This is a genomic window from Bacteroides sp. BFG-606 (assembly GCF_024788145.1).
Classification (GTDB): domain Bacteria; phylum Bacteroidota; class Bacteroidia; order Bacteroidales; family Bacteroidaceae; genus Bacteroides; species Bacteroides vicugnae.
On record NZ_JANUIL010000001.1, the window covers coordinates 4,313,560 to 4,334,615 of the forward strand.

Annotated in this window: 12 protein-coding genes; 7 read left to right on the top strand and 5 right to left on the bottom strand. The window is 39.4% G+C overall.

Annotated elements, in window-relative coordinates; all coding sequences use genetic code 11:
• The first annotated feature begins 2 nt into the window (after positions 1–2).
• Positions 3–893 carry a DNA-binding protein gene (locus NXV01_RS16275; protein WP_217722561.1) on the top strand — a complete coding sequence of 297 codons (891 nt, stop codon included), beginning with the start codon at positions 3–5 and terminating at the stop codon, positions 891–893.
• Positions 894–1,036: 143 nt separating this feature from the next.
• Here the strand turns inward: NXV01_RS16275 and NXV01_RS16280 are convergent, their stop codons facing one another.
• The 5 genes from NXV01_RS16280 to NXV01_RS16300 form a co-directional block, all read right to left on the bottom strand.
• On the bottom strand, positions 1,037–2,206 hold the full coding sequence (locus tag NXV01_RS16280; protein ID WP_217722559.1) for a BT_3987 domain-containing protein: 1,170 nt from the start codon (positions 2,204–2,206) through the stop codon (positions 1,037–1,039).
• Positions 2,196–3,239: a glycoside hydrolase family 18 gene (locus NXV01_RS16285; protein ID WP_217722557.1), complete on the bottom strand. Its 1,044-nt coding sequence runs from the start codon at positions 3,237–3,239 to the stop codon at positions 2,196–2,198. Before NXV01_RS16285 ends, NXV01_RS16280 begins: the two co-directional genes overlap by 11 nt.
• Positions 3,240–3,261: 22 nt before the next feature.
• Complete coding sequence (locus NXV01_RS16290; RefSeq protein WP_259022887.1) at positions 3,262–4,839, bottom strand: SusD/RagB family nutrient-binding outer membrane lipoprotein; 1,578 nt, start codon at positions 4,837–4,839, stop codon at positions 3,262–3,264.
• Positions 4,840–4,844: 5 nt separating this feature from the next.
• Entirely contained in the window at positions 4,845–7,613 is a 2,769-nt protein-coding gene (locus tag NXV01_RS16295; RefSeq protein WP_254883915.1) for a SusC/RagA family TonB-linked outer membrane protein, read from the bottom strand.
• Positions 7,614–8,435: 822 nt separating this feature from the next.
• On the bottom strand, positions 8,436–9,671 hold the full coding sequence (locus NXV01_RS16300) for a site-specific integrase (RefSeq protein ID WP_148366791.1): 1,236 nt from the start codon (positions 9,669–9,671) through the stop codon (positions 8,436–8,438).
• A 377-nt stretch (positions 9,672–10,048) separates the two neighbouring features.
• On the opposite strand from NXV01_RS16300, the gene NXV01_RS16305 reads away from it, so the two are divergent.
• The 6 genes from NXV01_RS16305 to NXV01_RS16330 all read left to right on the top strand — a co-directional run bounded on the left by NXV01_RS16305 (position 10,049) and on the right by NXV01_RS16330 (position 21,039).
• Complete coding sequence (locus tag NXV01_RS16305) at positions 10,049–13,360, top strand: TonB-dependent receptor (protein WP_217724532.1); 3,312 nt, start codon at positions 10,049–10,051, stop codon at positions 13,358–13,360.
• Positions 13,361–13,374: 14 nt separating this feature from the next.
• Positions 13,375–14,946, top strand: a complete 1,572-nt coding sequence (locus NXV01_RS16310; RefSeq protein ID WP_259022888.1) for a SusD/RagB family nutrient-binding outer membrane lipoprotein — start codon at positions 13,375–13,377, stop codon at positions 14,944–14,946.
• A 25-nt stretch (positions 14,947–14,971) separates the two neighbouring features.
• Positions 14,972–16,108, top strand: a complete 1,137-nt coding sequence (locus tag NXV01_RS16315) for a glycoside hydrolase family 18 (RefSeq protein WP_148366788.1) — start codon at positions 14,972–14,974, stop codon at positions 16,106–16,108.
• Positions 16,109–16,139: 31 nt separating this feature from the next.
• On the top strand, positions 16,140–17,273 hold the full coding sequence (locus NXV01_RS16320; protein ID WP_258980524.1) for a DUF1735 and LamG domain-containing protein: 1,134 nt from the start codon (positions 16,140–16,142) through the stop codon (positions 17,271–17,273).
• 158 nt (positions 17,274–17,431) lie between these two features.
• Complete coding sequence (locus NXV01_RS16325; RefSeq protein ID WP_148366786.1) at positions 17,432–19,615, top strand: DUF4838 domain-containing protein; 2,184 nt, start codon at positions 17,432–17,434, stop codon at positions 19,613–19,615.
• 98 nt (positions 19,616–19,713) lie between these two features.
• Positions 19,714–21,039: an MFS transporter gene (locus NXV01_RS16330; protein WP_195650371.1), complete on the top strand. Its 1,326-nt coding sequence runs from the start codon at positions 19,714–19,716 to the stop codon at positions 21,037–21,039.
• The last annotated feature ends 17 nt before the right edge of the window (positions 21,040–21,056 follow it).

Here is a 21,056-nt window from a genome sequence, read left to right on the forward strand (position 1 = left end):
ATATGAAATATTTTTCAGTTAGCGAATTTGCCGAGAAGTACGGCATTTCGGAACGTACGGCACGCAATTATTGTGCAGCCGGAAAGATTGAAGGAGCATTTTTGACGGGTAAAACATGGAATATACCGGAAAATTCCCCTCTTCCCTCGCATCAGAAAGTTAAGAGAAAGATTTCTCCTTTGCTCGCTATCTTGCGCGAACAAAAAGAAATGAAATTGAAAGGCAGTATCTACCACCGTACGCAAATCGACCTGACCTACAACTCCAACCATATAGAAGGAAGTCGCCTCACACATGACCAAACCCGATATATATTCGAGACTAACACCATAGGCATCACAGATGAAAGCGTAAATGTGGACGATATCATCGAAACAACGAACCACTTCCGCTGTATTGACCTCATAATTGACCGTGCCGAAGAAAAATTGACGGAGTCTCTTATTAAAGAACTACATAATATACTGAAATCGGGAACTTCGGACAGCCGTAAAGATTGGTTCGCAGTAGGTGATTACAAGCGTCTGCCTAATGAAGTGGGAGGTATGGAGACATGCTCTCCGGAAGACGTTCATCGTCAGATGAAAGCCTTACTCAAGGAATATAATGCGAAGAAACAGAAAACTTTTGAAGATATAATCGACTTGCACCAACGATTTGAAGTCATTCATCCTTTTCAGGACGGCAACGGACGTGTCGGGCGGTTGATTATATTTAAAGAATGTTTGGCGAATAATTTCGTTCCTTTCATTATTACAGACGAACTAAAGAGCTTTTATTATCGCGGATTGCATGAATGGAATCATATCCGTGAATACTTGCTCGATACTTGCCTTACCGCACAAGATTATTATAAGGCGATATTGGATTATTTCAAGATTAAATATAAATGAAAACAGCTCTATCGCTTTCAAATTGAAACGCAGATTAACACAGATTATCGCAGATTTAAATAGAAAGTCTGCGATAATTTGCGTTAATCCGCATTTTAACTTGATGACAATTTACTCTTTGGTTCTTGGAAATACCAAGTTAATTATTCACCAAATTCATACGTTGTCCAAGCATAAGCCTCAGCCTTCGTACCCGTATTACCAATTGTCACATTATGACCGTTTCCGGTTATGTCATGCAATAGACTTCCGCTTCCTTCATTCATCGGCAAGTAAAATACCAAATCTTTGCTTTCGGGGTCTACAGCCTTATCCATGTTAGCTTTCAGTTGAGTCGCCGTACGCGTTGTTTTCCACAAGCGAACCTGACAGAGCTCACATTTATTCTGGAAATAAGGTGCACCGGAGGAAATCATATTCAGCCCATTAATCGTCAACGCATTACCGGCAGTGGTAAGAGATGCAATCTGCTCTCCGTTTTTATACATCAAAGCAGTTTTTTTCTCCGCATTATAAGTAAGGGCAAAATGATACCATTCGTTTGCATTCAATCCAAATCCTGCCCTCGGGTCGCCTGTATCGAACTGAGAGTTCATAGTTTTTATCTGTAAGAAATTATAAACCCCTCTACCGTAAACTTCGTCTCCGAAACGGATATATAATTCTTCAGAAGCAGGGAAACTAAAAATAGCCTGGTTGTTTATCCTAAACCCATCCATCTTACACTTCCATTCCAATGTATAATTAGGAAGTTCTATTCCCCAGTTTTCGTCGGTTGGCTCTGCCTTCATCTTATTGTCATATCCAAACTTAGGAACAGGCTGTATCAATGGCTGGTCGAGAATAAAGAGGAACTGGGAAGATGCCTCCGCTTTGCCCACCGGTCCGTCTACCGAAGCAATTTTCACAGGAATTGCATATTGAGCACCATTCATATTAAACGGTTTCACATGGATGTTGAGAGGTTTGGCACTGATGTTACCTGCCAAAACTACGGTAGATTTATCAAAGTCCACTTGGGATGCATCTATCATTTTATAGGTAGTCTCATTTCGGGCATTATAGTCATTAAGTACAGCTTCATCAATATCTATCGTTGCTGTCACATCAGTTTCTATTGCTTTTGCCAACCGAACAGTTAAAGCGACAGTCAATTCTTCGCTTTTCAGCGTGACAGACTTCAATTTATTGGATGATGCTTCCGTAAAGTATGCCAAATTATCAATAGCGGAATTTTCCGCATTCTCGCAAGAGGTATTAACCAGTGCTAATAACCCTAGCGCAAAAACGCCGATAATAAATTTAGTTTTCATTGTCTACTCCTTTCTCTTCATTTTTAGGTGCATTTTGTGCGGCAATTGCAGCACGTACTGTCGGATAATCCGGATTGCCGGGATAATCATATTCAATATGATAAGCTCCTATCCCTCCGACATCTTGTCCGTTATACTGATAGCTTTCCATTACATCACGCAACCAGTGTTTATCCCCTCCCCGCTCGAAAGTAGCTGTAATAATGGATTTCTTTAATACGTTATCGAATATTTCCGGCTTTCTGCGCTTCACGTCATCAAAGAAATAATCAAGTGGATTGTAGTTAGGTTCGTATGTTTGCCAAACAATGTAATCCAGACTTTCTACGACGTCCTCAGCTAAAATATCATAATAACGCAACCAGACGTTACCACCAGGGATATCACATAATAACATCTTACCAGTTTTATCAAACTCTTCGCGCAGTGTCCTCATAAAAGTATTGGCACGTTCGGGATGCATGGCAGTCATCAAAGTTCCATCATCTTCGATATCATAATCGAACCCGTCGATGTTATATTTATTGCAAGTATCCACAATAGCCAAAGCATATTTCTTTGCGGCTTCCAGATAGCTGTTTTCATCGTCTGGTACAATTCCCCAAAACTTCTCTTTATTGTCACGAGCGTTTCCACCGGGCGTCAGATTATCTCCGATATCACCCGCACGCCAGCAGAGCACAGCTCTTGAACCTTTTGCCTGAAAGTCTTTCAAATCAGCCTGCTGTGCAGGTGTCAGATTTCCCCAGCACAACCAGAGACTTACGAAATCCACACTATCCGGCAGTCCGCACAAAGCATTCTGCATGGAGGAGCCGGCTTTTCCTATCCAGTTGCCATACCATCCGAACATCACCCTGTGAGGTGATTTAAAATACTCTTTCAAATCTCTATAATATTGCTCCGAATGTGGTTCCTCCCAATAATCCTTTGCCTCCATCTCCGTCCAGTCACTACATGCTGAATAAAAGAATCCTTGGCAGAAAAAGCAGATTATTGCTGCAACATATATCATCTTTTTTATTGTTTTCATATTCCATTCTTTAATTTAAAGGTTAATCTTTCTTAGCCCACCAAAGGTCGGTTGCCGCAGTATCCGAACCTTCCAGCATGGCAACGGCAGCCTCCACATTGGCAGTATTCGTGTTCTTCTCCGATTCTGGGAAAGGTAATCTGCGCATTCCCCGGCTCGAACTTACCGTACTATTGCTCTTATTATCCACGATAGGGAAGAACTTTGGATAGCCCGTCCGGCGAATATCCGCCCATGTTTCCCATCCGCTCGGATAAGTGGCAATCCATTTCTGAATGATGATGCGTTCCAGGTTCTCCTCAAATCCGGCAGCCGTATCCCACTTCGGAGAAACAGTAGACATAGCACTATACTTGTAGGATTGTTCATAATCCGCATAATCGGCCGGATGTGCAGTAGAACTTAGATAGTTGCCCAACGTGGCTTTCTTCTCTTCCATAGACACCCGGATGCCTTGCTCATAATACTGTTGGGCTGTCTGACCACCCATATTCCATCCTCTTAAAGCTCCTTCCGCTCTCAAAAGCCATACCTCAGAGGCTGACATCACAAGCAAAGGTTCCCCCTCTTGCAATCTTATCCGGGAATAGTTGAGACAAGTAGCACGCTTGGACTGATTCATATCTATACCATTGCGCACACCTCTGTAGCCGCTTCTGCTATCTTTATCAAAATAGATAGTTTTGCGCGGGTCATTATACCCCTCCATATAAGAAGTGATATTGGCACTTGCTCTAAATTCACCACCGTTATTCCAGGTATATTCCGCACGGTAAAAAGGATTCATTCCGTCAGAGAACGTGCTATATGCTGCATCTCCTACGGTAGTCATCACACCCGTAGCATCACTTACAGCCTCTTCAGCCATCTTCTGCGCCAGATTTGCATCGCCTTTCGTCATCGGTGCGTTAGCAATACGGATGGCCATGCGCAACTTCAATGAATTGGCATACTTCACCCATTTATTGAAATCTCCCTGATAGATATAATCAAAATCTTTCAACGAAGAGAAGTCTGCATTTGCTGCCACAGCTCCTTTCAATGTCTCGATAGCAGCCGTCAAATCCTTGAACATAGCTATATACAGCTCTTCCATCGAATCATACGCTACCGTATATTCACTACCCGTTACTTTGGAATAAGGAATGGGGCCATAGCAATCGCTAACCTTTATCGAAGCAGCCACTCTGATGATTTGAGCCCAGGAATATACTACACCTTTCCCCTCGGTCTTTTCTTTAATCTTAAAATAGTTGGTGTAAATCTGAGGCATGATAGTCGTAAACGGAGCACCTACCCAGCCGATAGCCGGATTGTAAGTCTGGAAGTTCGTTCCCTGCCAGGGTTGAATCATAGCAGCATGTCCGCCATATTCCAGACCAATCATCTGGTCAATCATCTGCGAATCATTCTGGCCTCCCTGCACGATAGCCGGTGTCATGCTTTGAATAAGCACACCAGTTTCCACGTTATCTCCTTTCATGTCACCGTCGGTGGGACCATAGGGGTTCGTGTTGTAATCTTCAAATTTTCCCGTGCAACCGGCTAGCAATGCAGCGGCAGTCACACTTAGTATCATATATTTTCCTAATCTTTTCATGTCCATTAAAATGAAAGTTTGACATTAAATCCCAAGTTACGCGTATTCGGTTGCATAAAGTAGTCTACACCCTGGTAGAAAGTATTGGAAGTAGATGCTGTATTCTCCGGGTCGAAAGGAGCCTTGCAATAAATCATCCACAAGTTCTTGCCTGTAAATCCCACCGTCATCCCGACTCTATTGTTGAACCATTGCTTCGGCAGGTTGTAACTTAAACTCAATTCCGACAGGCGGATATTAGTCGCACTGTAAGTATAATAAGTACCGATAGCATTGGATATTTGATCGTAATAATTGCGGGCAGACACATAACCACTGTTGACAGGTATTCCTTTTCCGTCATTTCTGTCGCGCGCTTTCGCCGATTCTTCCGAAACTCCGTATTTGTCAAGGTAAGCTTGCGTATCCGATACAACCAATCCTCCGAAACGACCGGTAAAGGCAAATGTCAGATTCAGGTCTTTCCATCCGATGCTGCCCGTCCAGCCTAAATGGAATTTAGGTAGAATCGTGCCAATCTTCTTATACTCAGTAGTTTCAAGTGCCACTTCATCCGATTCTACCCAGATATAACCGTTTGGCGACTGGCGAAGACGCTGGTTCGTGTAAAGGTCGCCCATCGTTCCTCCTTCGGACAGTCGGATAGTGGGACCGCCACCCGCGCCCAATGTTCCTTTAGACAGATAATCCATCTTGATAGGTTCGCCCGTATCCGGATTAAGAGCCCCGTTAGCCAGACGTTTAATCTTATTCTTATTCATTGTATAAGTGAAATTGGTAGAGAATCTCCAATCTTTATTATACGTATCGCTATATCCCAAAGCCATCTCTATACCTTCATTCTGAATGTTACCGGTTTGGATAAGGTTGTTTTTATAACCGGAAGAAGCGGATGCTTCCACATAGAAAGTCTGATTGTAGGTATTAGAACGATACCAGGTGAAATCCAGATTAATCTTGTTCTTCAGGAACTTTGTATTCAAACCCACTTCCCATGATTTCGTATTCTCTGGTTTCAAGTCGGTGTTGTAATGGCTGCTGGGATATACATACGTATCTCTCTGATCATCATAAGAATACTGTTTCAAGGTAAGGAAACGCTCCGGTGCCGAACCTACTTCCGCCCACGAACCGCGTACTTTCACGTATGAAATAAATTCCGGCATCTTCACCATCTCACTGATGACGGCGGACAATCCGACAGAAGGATAGAAGAAAGAGGTCTTTGAAGTCCTTGCTAGACGTGAATCCCAGTCGTTTCTTCCGGTTACCGTGAGATAAATGCTATGGTTCCATCCCACTTCGGCACTGGCAAACACACTTTGCACTTGTTCGTGCCAGGCAGTTTCTCCACGTTTGGAAGAAGGTATGGCGATATTTCCGATATGGAAGAAGTTCGGAAGCGTTTTCAATCCTCCGGAGTAGTAAAGAACATCCGTGCGGGTGTCGTTCAGCGAAGTACCCAAGTTCACATTGAGCGACAATTTATCTTCCAGGAAGTTCTTTGAAATATTCGCAATGGCATCGGCATAGATATTCCGGTTGTTCTGCTTCTCATGACGGTAAAAACCTTTGCTACTACCTTCGGTAAAAGTCGCATTGGTACTTGCATAAAGTTTTCTGTAAACATCCATGTCCTGATTATCCACCTTCACACGGCCGATGATATTAATCCAGCTAGTGATGTCCCATTTCAAACTGGTATTGAATATGTAGCGTCTCTTGTTCGACGTATTATTCATCCTGTTCATAATCCAGTATGGATTTTGCATATTCAGTGAAGTTCCGAAGATATTGTCCGGCCAGTATTGAACCATGATATTACGTGCTTCGTCATACCGTTCATACATCTGTATCTCTTCAAAATTCTCTCCTCTGGGGAATAAATAGAGAGAGGGTAGCGGATTATAATATTCTCCGTTTCCTACCATATTCTTATTATTCTGGATAATGTATTGTGCACCTACATCAAGAGTCAGCTTGTTTCTCCAGAATTTCGCCGTGTTGCGAATAGAGAAATTATAGCGATTGTAGGAGTTATTCGGGAGAATACCCGTAGAATTAGTTGTGGCAGCAGAAGCGTATGTTTGATTATTTTCCGTGCCGGTTGTAAAGGTAAAAGAGTTAATCTCATTGACTCCAGTGTTGAAGAAATCAGCAGGGTCGTAAGAAGTGGGTGTTTCCAGTTTCTTTCCCCAACTTTGGCTGTCACCAGAAGTGTTACCGTAAGTATTCTGAAACTTAGGCAGGAAAGTAGGAGTAGAAAAAGTAGTGCTGTTGCTATAAGTTACTTTTACTTTTCCTGTCACTCCTTTCTTTGTAGTAATCAATACAACTCCATTCGCTGCGCTCGAACCATAAAGTGCTGCTGCAGAAGGACCTGTCAGAAGACTCATGCTTTCTATATCTTCCGGATTAATATCCGCCACACTGTTTGTTCCCGGAGGAGTTGTCATCGTACCACCACTTTCTGCGCCAGAATTTACATTAAACATCGGGACACCGTCTATTACGTAAAGGGCATTATCGTCTTTCACCAACGATTTTGTTCCACGCATAATTACGCGAACGGCTCCACCGGCACCTGCTGCAGAGGAGTTGATTTGTACACCGGCTACCTTTCCTGCCAAGGAATTCATGAAGTTGGCATCCTTGATTGTAGTCAACTCATCCCCCTTCACCTGTTGCACGTTGTAACTCAATGCCTTTTGTTCACGCTTGATACCTAATGCTGTAACAACTACTTCGTCCAGCACTTTTGTATCTTCACCCATTGAGATTTTCAGAGGTTGAGCATTGGCAAGCGTGATTGTTTGGGAGAAACTGTGCATTATTATGATTAGGGAATAAAATATATAACACCTTTATTATTTATCAATAAGTAATTGTTCAAAATTAAACAGCATTATGCATATGATTGCAGTGTCTTGTCTCTACAATTCACCACCACCAATAATATTTATTATCTTTCACCTTTCTTCCGGACTCCCGATAAACAGGACGTTTATGGGTGAAGGGCGATTCTTTCACCTTACTTGGAAATGAAATTTGCTCATAGATTATTTTTTATTGGGATGTTTTTTTTAACATTGGGATGATTGTAAAAAACATCACAGTGTTTTTTACAATTAACGCAATGATTTTAGAAAGTGCTGTTACAACATTCTTTCGATATGAATGTAACGATGAAGAGTCCTCCTTCACCCATAAACGGCCTAGTCACTGGGTGTTCATAAAAAAGGTGAAAGGGGATAGAAAAAAAACATATATGTAGGAAAATCAAATATTGTTTTACCAATTCTCCAAAGCATAGCTTTAGCCTACCTAAAGCATAGCTTTTCGTTCCCTAAAGCTATGCTTCAAGTAAGTAAAATGTAGAACAGATACTTATAGACTTTATAAACATTATCATCATGCAAATGGCTTATTTATAAAATTTGACGTAAAACTGTCTAATTGATATATAACATGATTTTTCTGTAATTAAAAATGAATATGAAAAGTCCATTTATCTCTTCTGTTTTTTCACAAATTGTTGTATTGAAAAACTAGAGAAAATAAAGAATGTACATACAATTTGCATGCACTATTCTAATTTAAATATTAAAGTCGGTAAGCAATTGAGCATTTCTTATTCTTTCTTCTTTCTCAAAATAGGCTAGATAGTTCTCTGTGACAGCTAAATTGGAGTGCCCCAAACTTTCTGAAATATAAGAAGTCTTAGCACCTGCACGTTTTAGAACTGTTGCAAATGAATGCCTAGCGGTGTAGGTTGTTAATTGAGAAATCCCTGTATTTTGAGCTATCTTTTTGAGTCTTCTATTGCATTTAGTAACAATACGCCTCACTAGCCTAACTCTTTCAAACGCATTTTCTGTTCCGTCAGCGTATTTAAAGATATATGTTTGTGGATTAATTCTAGGATTCCCCCATTTATGAATGATATTCCACATTTCCGGAGTTATTATTGCATGTATTTCTTTACTATGTTTAGCTGTCCTCGAAGTTTTAGAACGTACAAAGCATATCTCTCCATCTACAATATTTGAATACTGAAGAAATAGTAAATCCATGAAATTGATACCATTGCATAAATAAGAAAATACCCATAGATCTCGAAACTCTTCTATATCTTTTGTTCCATCTTGATAGGACATTACTTTTTTTATATCAGCAAGAGTGAGTGCTAATTTACGTCCACAGCCTTCAGGAATCTCATATTTATTTTTTCCAAAAGGAAATGATGATTCTTTTAATATGCCATCTTGTATAGCACGATTTAGTATGCACTTTAAAGCTCTGAAATAAATACTAATGCTTGAATAGCTCTTTCCTTTTGAAAGCCAGAAACGCTCACATCGTTTGAGCCAATCTACTGTAATTCTTTCTAAAGGAATATATGTTCCGCCAAAACTCTCTAAACTTTTTAGTGCACTCTGATAACTTAGATAAGTACTTGCCTGCTCATTGTCTTTTAGTTCTTTCATTTTCAGATTAAAAGCACTATGCAGGTTCATATCTTTCATTTGTCTTCCTAACCTAATACTTAAAGTCTCAATATTAAATTCACCCTTTTGTATTAGTTCATTAATGTGCCGTTTTACATTAGAAAAACTACTTTCTATATCACTTCGTATCTCTGTCAATAACCTGCTTTTCGCTTTTAGCAGTCTGTTCCAATCTTCTTTTGAAAGTTCCTTTCCTGTTGAGTAATACTTTTGTTTTCTTCTGAATACCACTTGAACTTTAATAGGAAACAACCCGCTCTTTTTCACTCTTCTGGTATCTAATATGGTTAATACAGAGACTCCATCTCTTGAATATTTGAACATAAAAATGAATGTTTATATCTATACATTAACTGAAATATACATGATTTGTATGCAAAATGTATGCAAATATAATAAATCAGCCTGATTTCAATAAGTGTATAAGATTCTATTTATCAAATATTTGAGTATTTATTTTTCAATTAGGAATTTGCTTCTATTATTTTTTTTCAAAAAAAATCTTATCTTCGTTTAGTAAGGTTACAACATAGAATGTATTACTATTGAATAAGCGCTTATGGAATTTATTTTAAGTGTAACCTTTAAATTTATTAATTATGAGAAACAGAGATACATGAAACCTTTGTGTGAAAACGGTAATTTTAGTTACCGTTCCTAATTAAACTCTCTAAAAACTATTTCTAATTAAAAAGAATAAGATGAAAGAAATTATAAAACACAAGTTCTCATACTTGTTATTCTTCCTTTTGTTGGCTTCGTGTTTTGCTTCAGCTTATGGGCAAGAACGAACGATCACTCTTAATCTATCAAAAGTACCCTTAAATACTGCTTTGAAAGAAGTTGAGAGACAAACCTCAATGTCAGTAGTCTATAACACAAATGATGTTGATATAAATCGCATCGTATCCATCAAGGTAACAAAAGAATCTCTGAATAATGTAATGAATCAGTTGTTCAGAGGAGTTAATGTCAGTTTTTCAATAGTAGATAATCATATTGTACTTTCTGCAAAGAGTAATAAAGAAGATCAGCAGAAAAAAACTCCAATTATGGCGAGTGGTACTGTTACCGATTCAAAAGGAGAACCATTGATCGGAGTTAGTATTCTGGTAAAAGGAACTTCAAATGGTACTATCACTGATATGGATGGAAATTTCAAAATACAGGCTGCCAAAGGTGATGTGCTTGAAGTATCCTATATCGGTTATGCCTCCCAAGCAATCACGCTTGCCAATGCTCAACCTCTGAAAGTAACTTTAGGAGAAGATACGCAAGTATTGGATGAAGTTGTTGTTACTGCATTGGGTATCAAGCGCTCGGAGAAAGCTTTGACGTATAATGTACAACAGGTGAAAGGGGATGAACTTACAACTGTAAAAAGTACAAACTTTATGGGAGCACTGGCTGGTAAGGCAGCGGGAGTGCAGATTAATTCTAGTGCTTCAGGTCCTGGTGGTGGTGTAAAGGTGGTAATGCGAGGCGCTAAATCTATCACGCAAAACAATAATGCACTCTATGTGATTGATGGTATTCCAATGTACAATCGCGCTTCTTCTGGTGGTGATGGAGCGATGGCAACGCAACCGGGCAGTGAATCAATTGCTGACATTAATCCGGATGATATTGAAAGTATGTCATTGCTGACAGGACCTTCTGCAGCTGCGTTATATGGATATGAAGGGGCTAATGGAGTTGTTTTAATTACTACTAAGAAAGGGCGTGCTGACAAGACAACTGTGACTTATAGTAATAATACTACATTCAGCGATCCTATGATGATGCCAAAGTTTCAGAATACTTATGGTAATATGACGGGGGAAGTGATGAGCTGGGGATTGGAAACGGATAAGAGATACGATCCTGCAAAGTTCTTTAACACAGGAAGTAATGTATCTAATACACTTTCTCTTTCCACTGGCAATGATAAGAGTCAAAGTTATATCTCTGTAGCTACAACTAATGCAGCAGGCATTATGCCTAATAATGACTACGATAGATATAATTTCTCATTTCGTAATACTACCAATTTTCTGAATAATAAGTTTATTTTGGATACAAGTGCCAACTATATTATTCAAAACGATAAGAATATGGTATCTCAAGGACAGTATTTCAACCCGCTTACTTCTTTGTATTTGTTTCCACGTGGTGAAGACTTTTCTGATGTAACTGTATATGAACGTTATGATGATTTATCGGGGGTAAATACACAGTATTGGCCATATGGTGATTTAGGAGGTGTTTCATCTCAGAATCCTTATTGGATTATGAATCGCATGAACCGTGAGAATGATAGAAGACGTTATAAGTTGGCTGCCAGCCTACAATATAACATCATTGATGGGTTAAATGTGCAAGGACGTGTGAGCATTGATAATACCGAAAGTAAATATACAGAAAAATTCCACGCTGGTACAGTTGGTAACTTTGCTGGTTCGAAAGGGCGATATAAAGAAGAAAACCGTCTGGACAGACAAGTTTATGCGGATGTATTGGCGAATTTCAACAAAACATTCAATGAGTTTAATGTAACAGCCAATTTGGGTGCTTCTATTAAAGATCTCCGTATGGAATTGACTTCTTTACATGGAGACTTGAATAATGTGACTAACCATTTTACTATCGAAAATCTGACACGCAGCGGTTATTATAAAGTAAATGCTGATGGTTTAAAGCGTCAGACTCAATCAGTTTTTGCCAATGCGGAAATTGGATGGAGAAGTTTTCTCTACTTAAGTCTTACCGGACGTGCTGACTGGGATTCTTCTCTAGCTCTTTCAGAAAGAGGAAATAAACCATTCTTCTATCCTTCTATTGGTATTTCAAGTATTTTGAGTGAAGTTATTGATTTGCCCGAATGGTTTTCATTCTTGAAAGCGCGTTTCTCTTTCACTTCTGTGGGTAATGCCTATGATCCATATTTAACAAAGGTGCGTTATACGTATGACGACCAACTAGATCAATACAAAGCAGAATCCCTGTATCCGAACTCTGATTTGAAACCTGAAATTACCAAATCTTATGAGGCGGGATTGAATATGCGTTTCTTCAAAAATACATTGAATTTTGATATTACCTATTACAACTCTGATACGCGTAACCAAACGTTTGCTGCACCTCTTCCGGCAAGTTCTGGTTATACAGCTGTCAACATCCAGGCAGGTAGTGTACAGAATCAGGGTATAGAGATGGCTTTGGGATACAAAAATGAATGGCGTGATTTTGGTTGGTCCAGTAATTTTACTTTTACTTATAATAAAAATAAAATCAAAAGGCTGGCAGATGGTGTAACTAACAGAATAACAGGTGAACCGATTGAAATGCCTTATGTAGACAAAGCTAGATTAGGAGGATCAACTTCACCGGTAGTACGTCTGACAGAGGGTGGTTCTATGGGAGACTTGTATATCAACCGTGACTTCAAACGCGATAATAATGGTTATATTTATTTGGATGCCAAGACTGGTTTGCCGAGTATGGTGGAGACTGAATATCGGAAAATTGGTTCATTGCTTCCAAAAGTTAATTTAGGATGGAGAAATTCATTTACTTATAAAGGTATACGTCTGAATGTATTGTTAAGTGGACGTTTTGGTGGTTTGGTTGTGTCTAATACACAAGCGTTTCTTGACCGTTGTGGCGTTTCCGAATATAGCGCGCAACTTCGTCAGGCTGGAGGTGTAATGATCAACAACAGAAATGTGTCTGCTAAAGATTATTTGGGTATAGTAGCGGCTGGTACTGGTGAAGGTGACCATTATGTGTACGAAGCAACCAATATCCGTTTGCAGGAGGTTAGTCTTGAATATACACTTCCTAAAAAATGGTTATATAACATTGCTGATGTGACATTAGGTTTAATTGGAAACAACCTCGCTATGATATATTGCAAGGCACCGTTCGATCCTGAATTGGTTGCGTCATCTACCAGCACTTTCTATACTGGTGTGGATTATTTCATGCAGCCTAGCTTAAGAAACATGGGATTTAGTATAAAAGTACAATTCTAATAAAGCAACGAATAATGAAAAAAATCAAGATAATCAAGACTGTAAGCGTGGCAGCTTTTACTACTACTCTGCTATTCGCTTCGTGTACGGGAAACTTTGATGAATTAAATACACATCCAACGGACGTGTATCCAGAGGATATGACTCCGACAGAGCGGGTAGGTACGTTGTTTGTGTCTATGACTCGTTTATTGAATGCCTGCCAGGAAAATAACAGTCAGCACACCGAACAAATGGTGGGACAGTATGGCGGGTATTTCGCGACAACTGCTCCTTGGAATGGCACTAATTTCGGAACATTCAATCCTAGTGCCGACTGGGTAGATGTTCCTTACAAAGATATGTTTACGGAATTTTATCCAAATTTCCAGACAATAAAAGAATCTACCGGGGGTACCGGGTATATTTATGCGTGGGCATCTATTCTTCGGGTAGGCGTTATGCTTCGTGTTGCCGATATTTATGGTCCTATTCCTTATTCTGAAATGGGAAAAGGAGAATTTCAGGTGGCATACGATGATTTGAAAACACTCTATCATAATATGTTTGATGATTTGACACGTAGTATTAATGTGCTTTCGGCTTTTGTTCAAGAAAATGAAGGAAAAGAAGTGCCTGTTGCCGAATATGATATCATATATAATGGTGATTTTAGCAAATGGATCAAATATGCTAATTCTTTGAAACTTCGCATGGCTGTGCGTATTGCCTCTAATACTGAAGATACGGAATATGCTAAACAAATGATGGCGGAAGCGATTAACGGGGGAGTAATAGAATCTAATGAGGATAATGCCTTTTTCCCCTCTATGCCATATAATCCGTTCTGGATCGCTTCTGATTGGGGTGACTTAGCTATCAATGCGACACTTTCCGCATACATGAATGGATATAATGATCCGCGTATTAGCAAATATATGAATACCTCGACTTCATATAGAGAGTATCGTGGTGTACGTATGGGCATTAAAGATACAAGTAAAAGTGTTGAAGGTAGTGCCGCAAGGTATTCCAAACCAGCTGTTACAGAAGCTTCTCCTATGCCGGTTTTCTATGCGGCAGAAACATATTTCTTGAAAGCGGAAGCAGCTTTACAGGGATGGATTGCAGGTGGAGCAGCAGCGGCTAAGAATTACTATGAACAGGGCATTCAGGTTTCAATGAATCAACATGGTGTAGAGATTGGTGATTACCTTTCAAGCACAGTTGTTCCTCAAGGGTATACAGATCGATGGAATTCTCAAAACAATATTTCATTTACTGATGTACCTACTGTTGCGTGGGAAAACGGAAGTAATAAGCTCCAGAAGATTATTACTCAAAAATGGATTGCCAACTATCCATTGGGAATTGAAGCTTGGTGTGATTATCGTCGTACCGGCTATCCTGAGCTGTTCACTGCACGTGACAATCTAAGCTCTGTTGGCTATATAGGTGACATTGATAGTAAACGTATGGTTCGCCGTTTGCCATATCCTACAACAGAAAAATCCAGTAATTCTGCTAATGTATCGGCAGCTATTGCAACGATGTTAGGTGGTCCGGACACTGGAGCTACGGATTTGTGGTGGGCAAAAAAGAACTAATTTTTAACCTGATAAAATATAGAATATGAATATAAAGCATATAAAGAATGCATTAGGATTTGCATTTGCCGCAACATTCTTCGTTGGATGTACGGATGTGGAATCTATTAATGATGTTGATTTGAATCAAACCGTCAAGACTGATGAATATTTTGCTGCTTTGCGTAAATGGAAAGAGACACCGGGCCTTCCACAAGTGTTTGTATGGTTCGACAATTGGACGGGAACTTCTCCTACCGGTGAAAATAGCTTGAGAGGTTTGCCTGATTCCGTAACCATTGCTTCCAACTGGGGGGGACATCCGAAATTTGAATTGACTCCGGAACGAAAGGCTGATATGGAATATGTGCAAAAAGTGAAAGGTACAAAGGTGGTCGTTACTTTATTTTCTCAAAACATTGGCGATGACCTTCCGGATAAAGAAATTTATCACGAAGCCGGAACTAGCAGTGATCCGGAAAAAGTAAGACCTGCAATTAAAGCCTATGCCGAAGATCTTTACAGAGCTTGTCTCGAATGTGGCTATGATGGCTATGATTGGGACTATGAACCGGGTGGTGGAATGGGAGTAGGTCCGCTTTGGTCAAATAAAGTACAGAGAACCATCTTTGTAGAGGAACTCTCTTATTGGTTTGGACATGGTGCTATGGATCCTAATCGCGATCGTGGAGACCGTCCTATGCCAGAGAAACGTCTCCTTTTCTTAATTGACGGTGAGGTCGGAATCCGAACCGGTATGGATAAAGAATGGCTTTCATATTATGTAGACTATTTTGTTTTGCAGGCTTATGGTGGAATGGCAGATTACAGAATGACGGGAGTGTTACGTGATATGGATGATTGGATACAGCAAGGGATTATCACTCCGGATGAAATTGTCCGCAGAACCATAGCAACCGAAAATTTTGAATCCTATGCCAATTCTGGAGGAGGATTCCTCGGTATGTCAAATTACGTATATAAAAGTACTTATACCGTTAATGGAAAACCTTATGAGATAGATCAATTGATTGGCGGATGTGGTCTTTATAGGGTAGGATTTGACTATGCACAGGGTAAGGGTGATTATGATGGCTCACCGGAATATTACTTCTTACGCCAGGGAATTACGAATATATACAGAAATTTCTATGATCGCATGAATGCGGTTAGTGAGGAATAATGATTAAATGAATTTTATAAGAATGAAAATTATGAAATATATCTATTTATCAAGTCTTATGATTGTATTGTCAGCATTCTTTCTTACAGGATGTGAGAATGCAGAATACAAGGTACAGGCAAATAGTCTTTACATAACAGATGCAGCTGGTACAGACATTGCCACTACTGTTACTATGGATGACGGTGCAGACATTAACGTTGTCGTGCGTTTGGCCCAAAAAGTTGAGGAAGACGTAGAAGTGGAAATTCAGTTCTCTCCTGAATTATTGGCCGAGTACAATGAAACCAGCGGTACAGAATATGAAGTGTTGCCCGAAAATATGCTTCCGAAGAATGCTACAGTGACGATTCCGGCAGGTGAAATTAGTGCCAGTTATCGACTTCATGTAGATGATTTTGTGACTAATGGTATCACTTATGCCATTCCTCTCACATTAGGAAATGTTCTAAAAGGTGATATTCCAAAATCAAAAGTTCAGAGTAGATTCATTTATGTATTGGCAAAACCTTTGAATGTTTCTGTTCCAGTATTACGTGGTAATGCCGGAAATGTAACAACATTGCCTGAAACAGATTGGGGTATTACGGTGGATGCATGGACATTGGAAGCTTGGGTACGTATGGATGGTTATAGTATAAATAACCAAGCTATTTTCACATCCGGCAGTAATGATCATGAAATTTATATCCGTTTTGGGGATGCTAATAGACCATACAATTATCTACAGATAAAGTCCTTGGGAGGACAGAAACAAACAGCTAGTGATTTGGAGGTAAATACTTGGTATCATTGGGCTTTCGTTTATAATGGAACAACACTTACTATTTATAGAAATGGAAAACAAGATACATTCTTTGACCCTCCTGCACCAAAAGGTGGAAACGTTCGTTTTGATTTTATGAAAATAGTTGATAGTGGTAGCTATTTCCGTAATAATTGTGCTATGAGCCAGGTTCGTCTGTGGAAAGTAGCGCGTACAGAATCGGAGATCGTGAACAATATGTATTTTGAGGTAAATCCTAAGAATCCGAATTTGATAGCTCTTTGGCCAATGGATGAAGGAGATGGCACTTCCTTTAGAGATGCAACAGGCAACGGACATGATGCAACTTCTAATGGTGCTCTTCAAAAGTGGGAACATAATATCAGATTTGATAAATAGAATGTACTAGGTAAATAATTTATATAAAAGAGAAGGATGTGTCCAGTTTAGGGCATATCCTTTTTTTTATATGTTAAAGTATTCATAAATTATTAGAACTTTATTCTTCTGAACTGTATTTATAATAAATACTCGTATAAACTTAATTTCTAACAAACATGAAACATTGGTTATTATCTGTTTTGCTGATGGTATGTAGTACTGTTTCAGCACAAATAACACTAGTAAAAGATGGCAAGAGTAATGCTCGTATTATTGTGCAGGACAAAATGCCAAATAGTAAGACATCAGCGGAGCTCTTACAACATTTTCTCTATCATATTTCGAAAAGCAGGCTTCCTATTGAATATGATAAAACGCCTCGAAAAGGAGATATACTGATTGGCGGTCAAACTCCTCAAACAGTGACGGAAGATGGTTTCTCTATTTCTACTCAAAATGGTATTTTAAGGATATCAGGAAAAGAAAAAGGAGTTGTATATGGAGTTGTCACTTTGTTGGAACAATATCTGGGAGTCGATTATTGGGGAGAGAATGAATATTCTTTTACTCCTCAAAAGACGGTGACCTTGCCCTTGATTAATAAAGTCGAAAACCCGGCCTTTCGTTATCGTCAGACACAATGTTATGCCATCCGTACAGATTCTATTTATAAGTGGTGGAATCGTTTAGAGGAACCCAATGAAGTGTTTGCTGCCGGTTATTGGGTACATACCTTTGACAAGCTTCTGCCTTCATCTGTTTATGGGAAAGAACATCCGGAGTATTATTCTTATTTTAAAGGAAAACGTCATCCGGGAAAAGCCAGTCAGTGGTGTTTGAGTAATCCGGAAGTTTTTGAGATTGTAGCTCAACGTGTTGACTCTATTTTCAAAGCTAATCCCGATAAACATATCATGTCCGTTAGTCAGAATGATGGTAATTATACGAATTGCACCTGTGATGATTGTAAGGCAATTGATGATTATGAAGGGGCACTATCGGGAAGTGTGATTACTTTTCTGAATAAGTTGGCAGCTCGTTTTCCGGATAAGGAGTTTTCTACATTGGCTTATCTGTATACGATGAATCCACCGAAGCATGTGAAGCCTTTGCCGAATGTGAATATTATGTTGTGTGATATTGACTGCGATCGTGAGGTAACCTTGACAGAGAATGCTTCGGGAAAGGAATTTGTGAAAGCCATGGAGGGATGGTCTAAAATAACCAATAATATTTTCGTATGGGATTATGGTATTAACTTTGATAATTATCTGGCCCCTTTTCCTAACTTCCATATTTTACAGGATAATATCCGTCTTTTCAAGAAGAATCATGCCACTATGCATTTCTCTCAAATAGCAGGGAGCAGGGGAGGAGATTTTGCCGAACTTCGTGCCTATTTAGTTTCAAAGTTAATGTGGAATCCCGAAGCTAATGTAGATTCTTTGATGCAACATTTCCTACATGGATATTATGGTGAAGCTGCGCCACATCTTTATCAATACATAAAGGTTATGGAAGGTGCATTAATAGGTAGCGGACAGAGATTATGGATTTATGATTCTCCTGTATCACATAAATATGGCATGTTGAAGCCTGCTTTGATGCGTCGTTATAATCATTTATTTGATTTGGCCGAAAAGGCTGTCGCAACAGAGCCGGATTTCTTGAAGCGAGTTCAACGGGCGCGTCTGCCAATTCAGTATTCAGAACTGGAGATCGCACGGACAGAGACTGAAAAAGACTTGGCAGATATAAATAAGAAGTTGGATCTTTTTGAGGAACGTGTGAAAGAGTTTCAAGTCCCTACCTTGAATGAGCGTTCCAATTCACCGATAGACTACTGTAAATTGTATCGGGAACGTTACATGCCACAAAAGGAGAATAGTCTGGCTTTGGGAGCAAAGGTTACTTATATAACTCCCCCTACCGGAAAATATGCAGCGTTAGGAAAGACTGCATTGGTTGACGGTTTGTTTGGTGGAGCAACCTTTGTTGATAGTTGGATTGGTTGGGAAGGAACGGATGGTGCATTTGTTATAGATTTAGGTGAAACGAAAGAAATACATAGTGTGGAAACGGATTTTCTTCATCAAATAGGGGCATGGATTCTTTTCCCTTTAAAGGTGGTTTATTCGTATACTGATGACGGTGAGCATTATACACATTGGAAAACGATTGATTTGCCGGAAGAGCGTACGGGGGAGGTGAAATTCCGTGGAGTCAAGGCAGAGTCAGTTGAACCGGTAAAAGCTCGTTATGTAAAAGTAGAAGTTACCGGGACGAAAGAATGCCCGACTTGGCATTACGGTGTAGGACATCCTTCGTGGTTCTTTATAGACGAAGTGATAATAAAATAAAAAAAGTAGGGGGGAGACGTTAGTAGTTTCCCCCTTTTAGTTGTATTATATATAGATGGGTTAGAAAAATGGATTTTTTCATCTATATACTATGATTTATGCAACAGAATAAAACTGCTTCTCAACGAAACACTATTAGCCCGGCTTGCTGGGTGCCTACCGCTTATTTTGCAATGGGACTTCCCTTTATTGCTATTAATTTGGTTTCCGTTTTCATGTTTAAGGATCTGGGAATTTCGGATACGCAAATTGCATTCTGGACTTCTCTAATTATGATGCCTTGGACATTGAAGTTCTTGTGGAGCCCTTTTCTTGAAATGTATAAAACGAAAAAATTCTTCGTATTAATTACAGAATTGTTGAGCGGTGTACTGTTTGGAGTAGTAGCCTTTTCTTTGTTCTTCGATTATTTTTTTGCTATAAGTATCTCTACGATGGCAGTGATAGCTTTTAGTGGAGCCACACACGATATTGCTTGTGATGGTGTATATATGGCTGAATTGAACAAAGAAGATCAGGCAAAATATATCGGAGTGCAAGGTGCTTTTTATAATGTAGCCAAATTGGTCGCTAATGGAGGATTGGTTGCTATGGCAGGAGCATTGGCAGAACATTTTGGAGCGATAGAAGGTGCTTCAATAGATGCTAATAAAGGGGCATATTCATCTGCATGGATGATTATTTTCGGCGTGATTGCTGCAATAATGGTACTGATCGGTATTTATCATATCAGAATCTTGCCTTCTACACAAGTGCCCGTAACAACTAAAAAGACGACTTCGGAAATAAAAAAAGAATTGATAGCAGTAATAGGGAATTTCTTTACTAAGAAACATATTTTCTATTACATCGCTTTTATTATCTTGTATCGACTGGCAGAAGGATTTATCATGAAAATAGCTCCGCTGTTTTTGCGTGCTTCAAGAGATGTAGGTGGTTTAGGATTGTCATTAACCGAGATCGGTACGTTGAATGGTATCTTTGGTTCTGCAGCTTTCGTTCTAGGTTCATTGTTGGCAGGAATTTATGTCTCTAAGTTCGGACTGAAAAAGACATTATTCACTCTCTGTTGTATTTTTAATCTTCCGTTCGTAGCCTATACTTTTTTGGCAGTTGCACAGCCTACTAATGTATATCTAATCGGAACTTGTATAACAATGGAATATTTTGGTTATGGTTTTGGCTTTGTCGGACTGACGTTGTTTATGATGCAACAGATTGCTCCAGGAAAACATCAAATGTCGCATTATGCATTTGCTTCAGGGATCATGAACCTGGGAGTGATGCTTCCGGGAATGGTGAGCGGTTATCTTAGCGACTTGCTTGGGTATCGAAATTTCTTTATTTATGTATTAATTGCAACTATTCCAGCTTTCCTGATTACTTATTTCATCCCTTTCACGTATGATGATTCAAAAAAATAATAATATAAAAAATAACG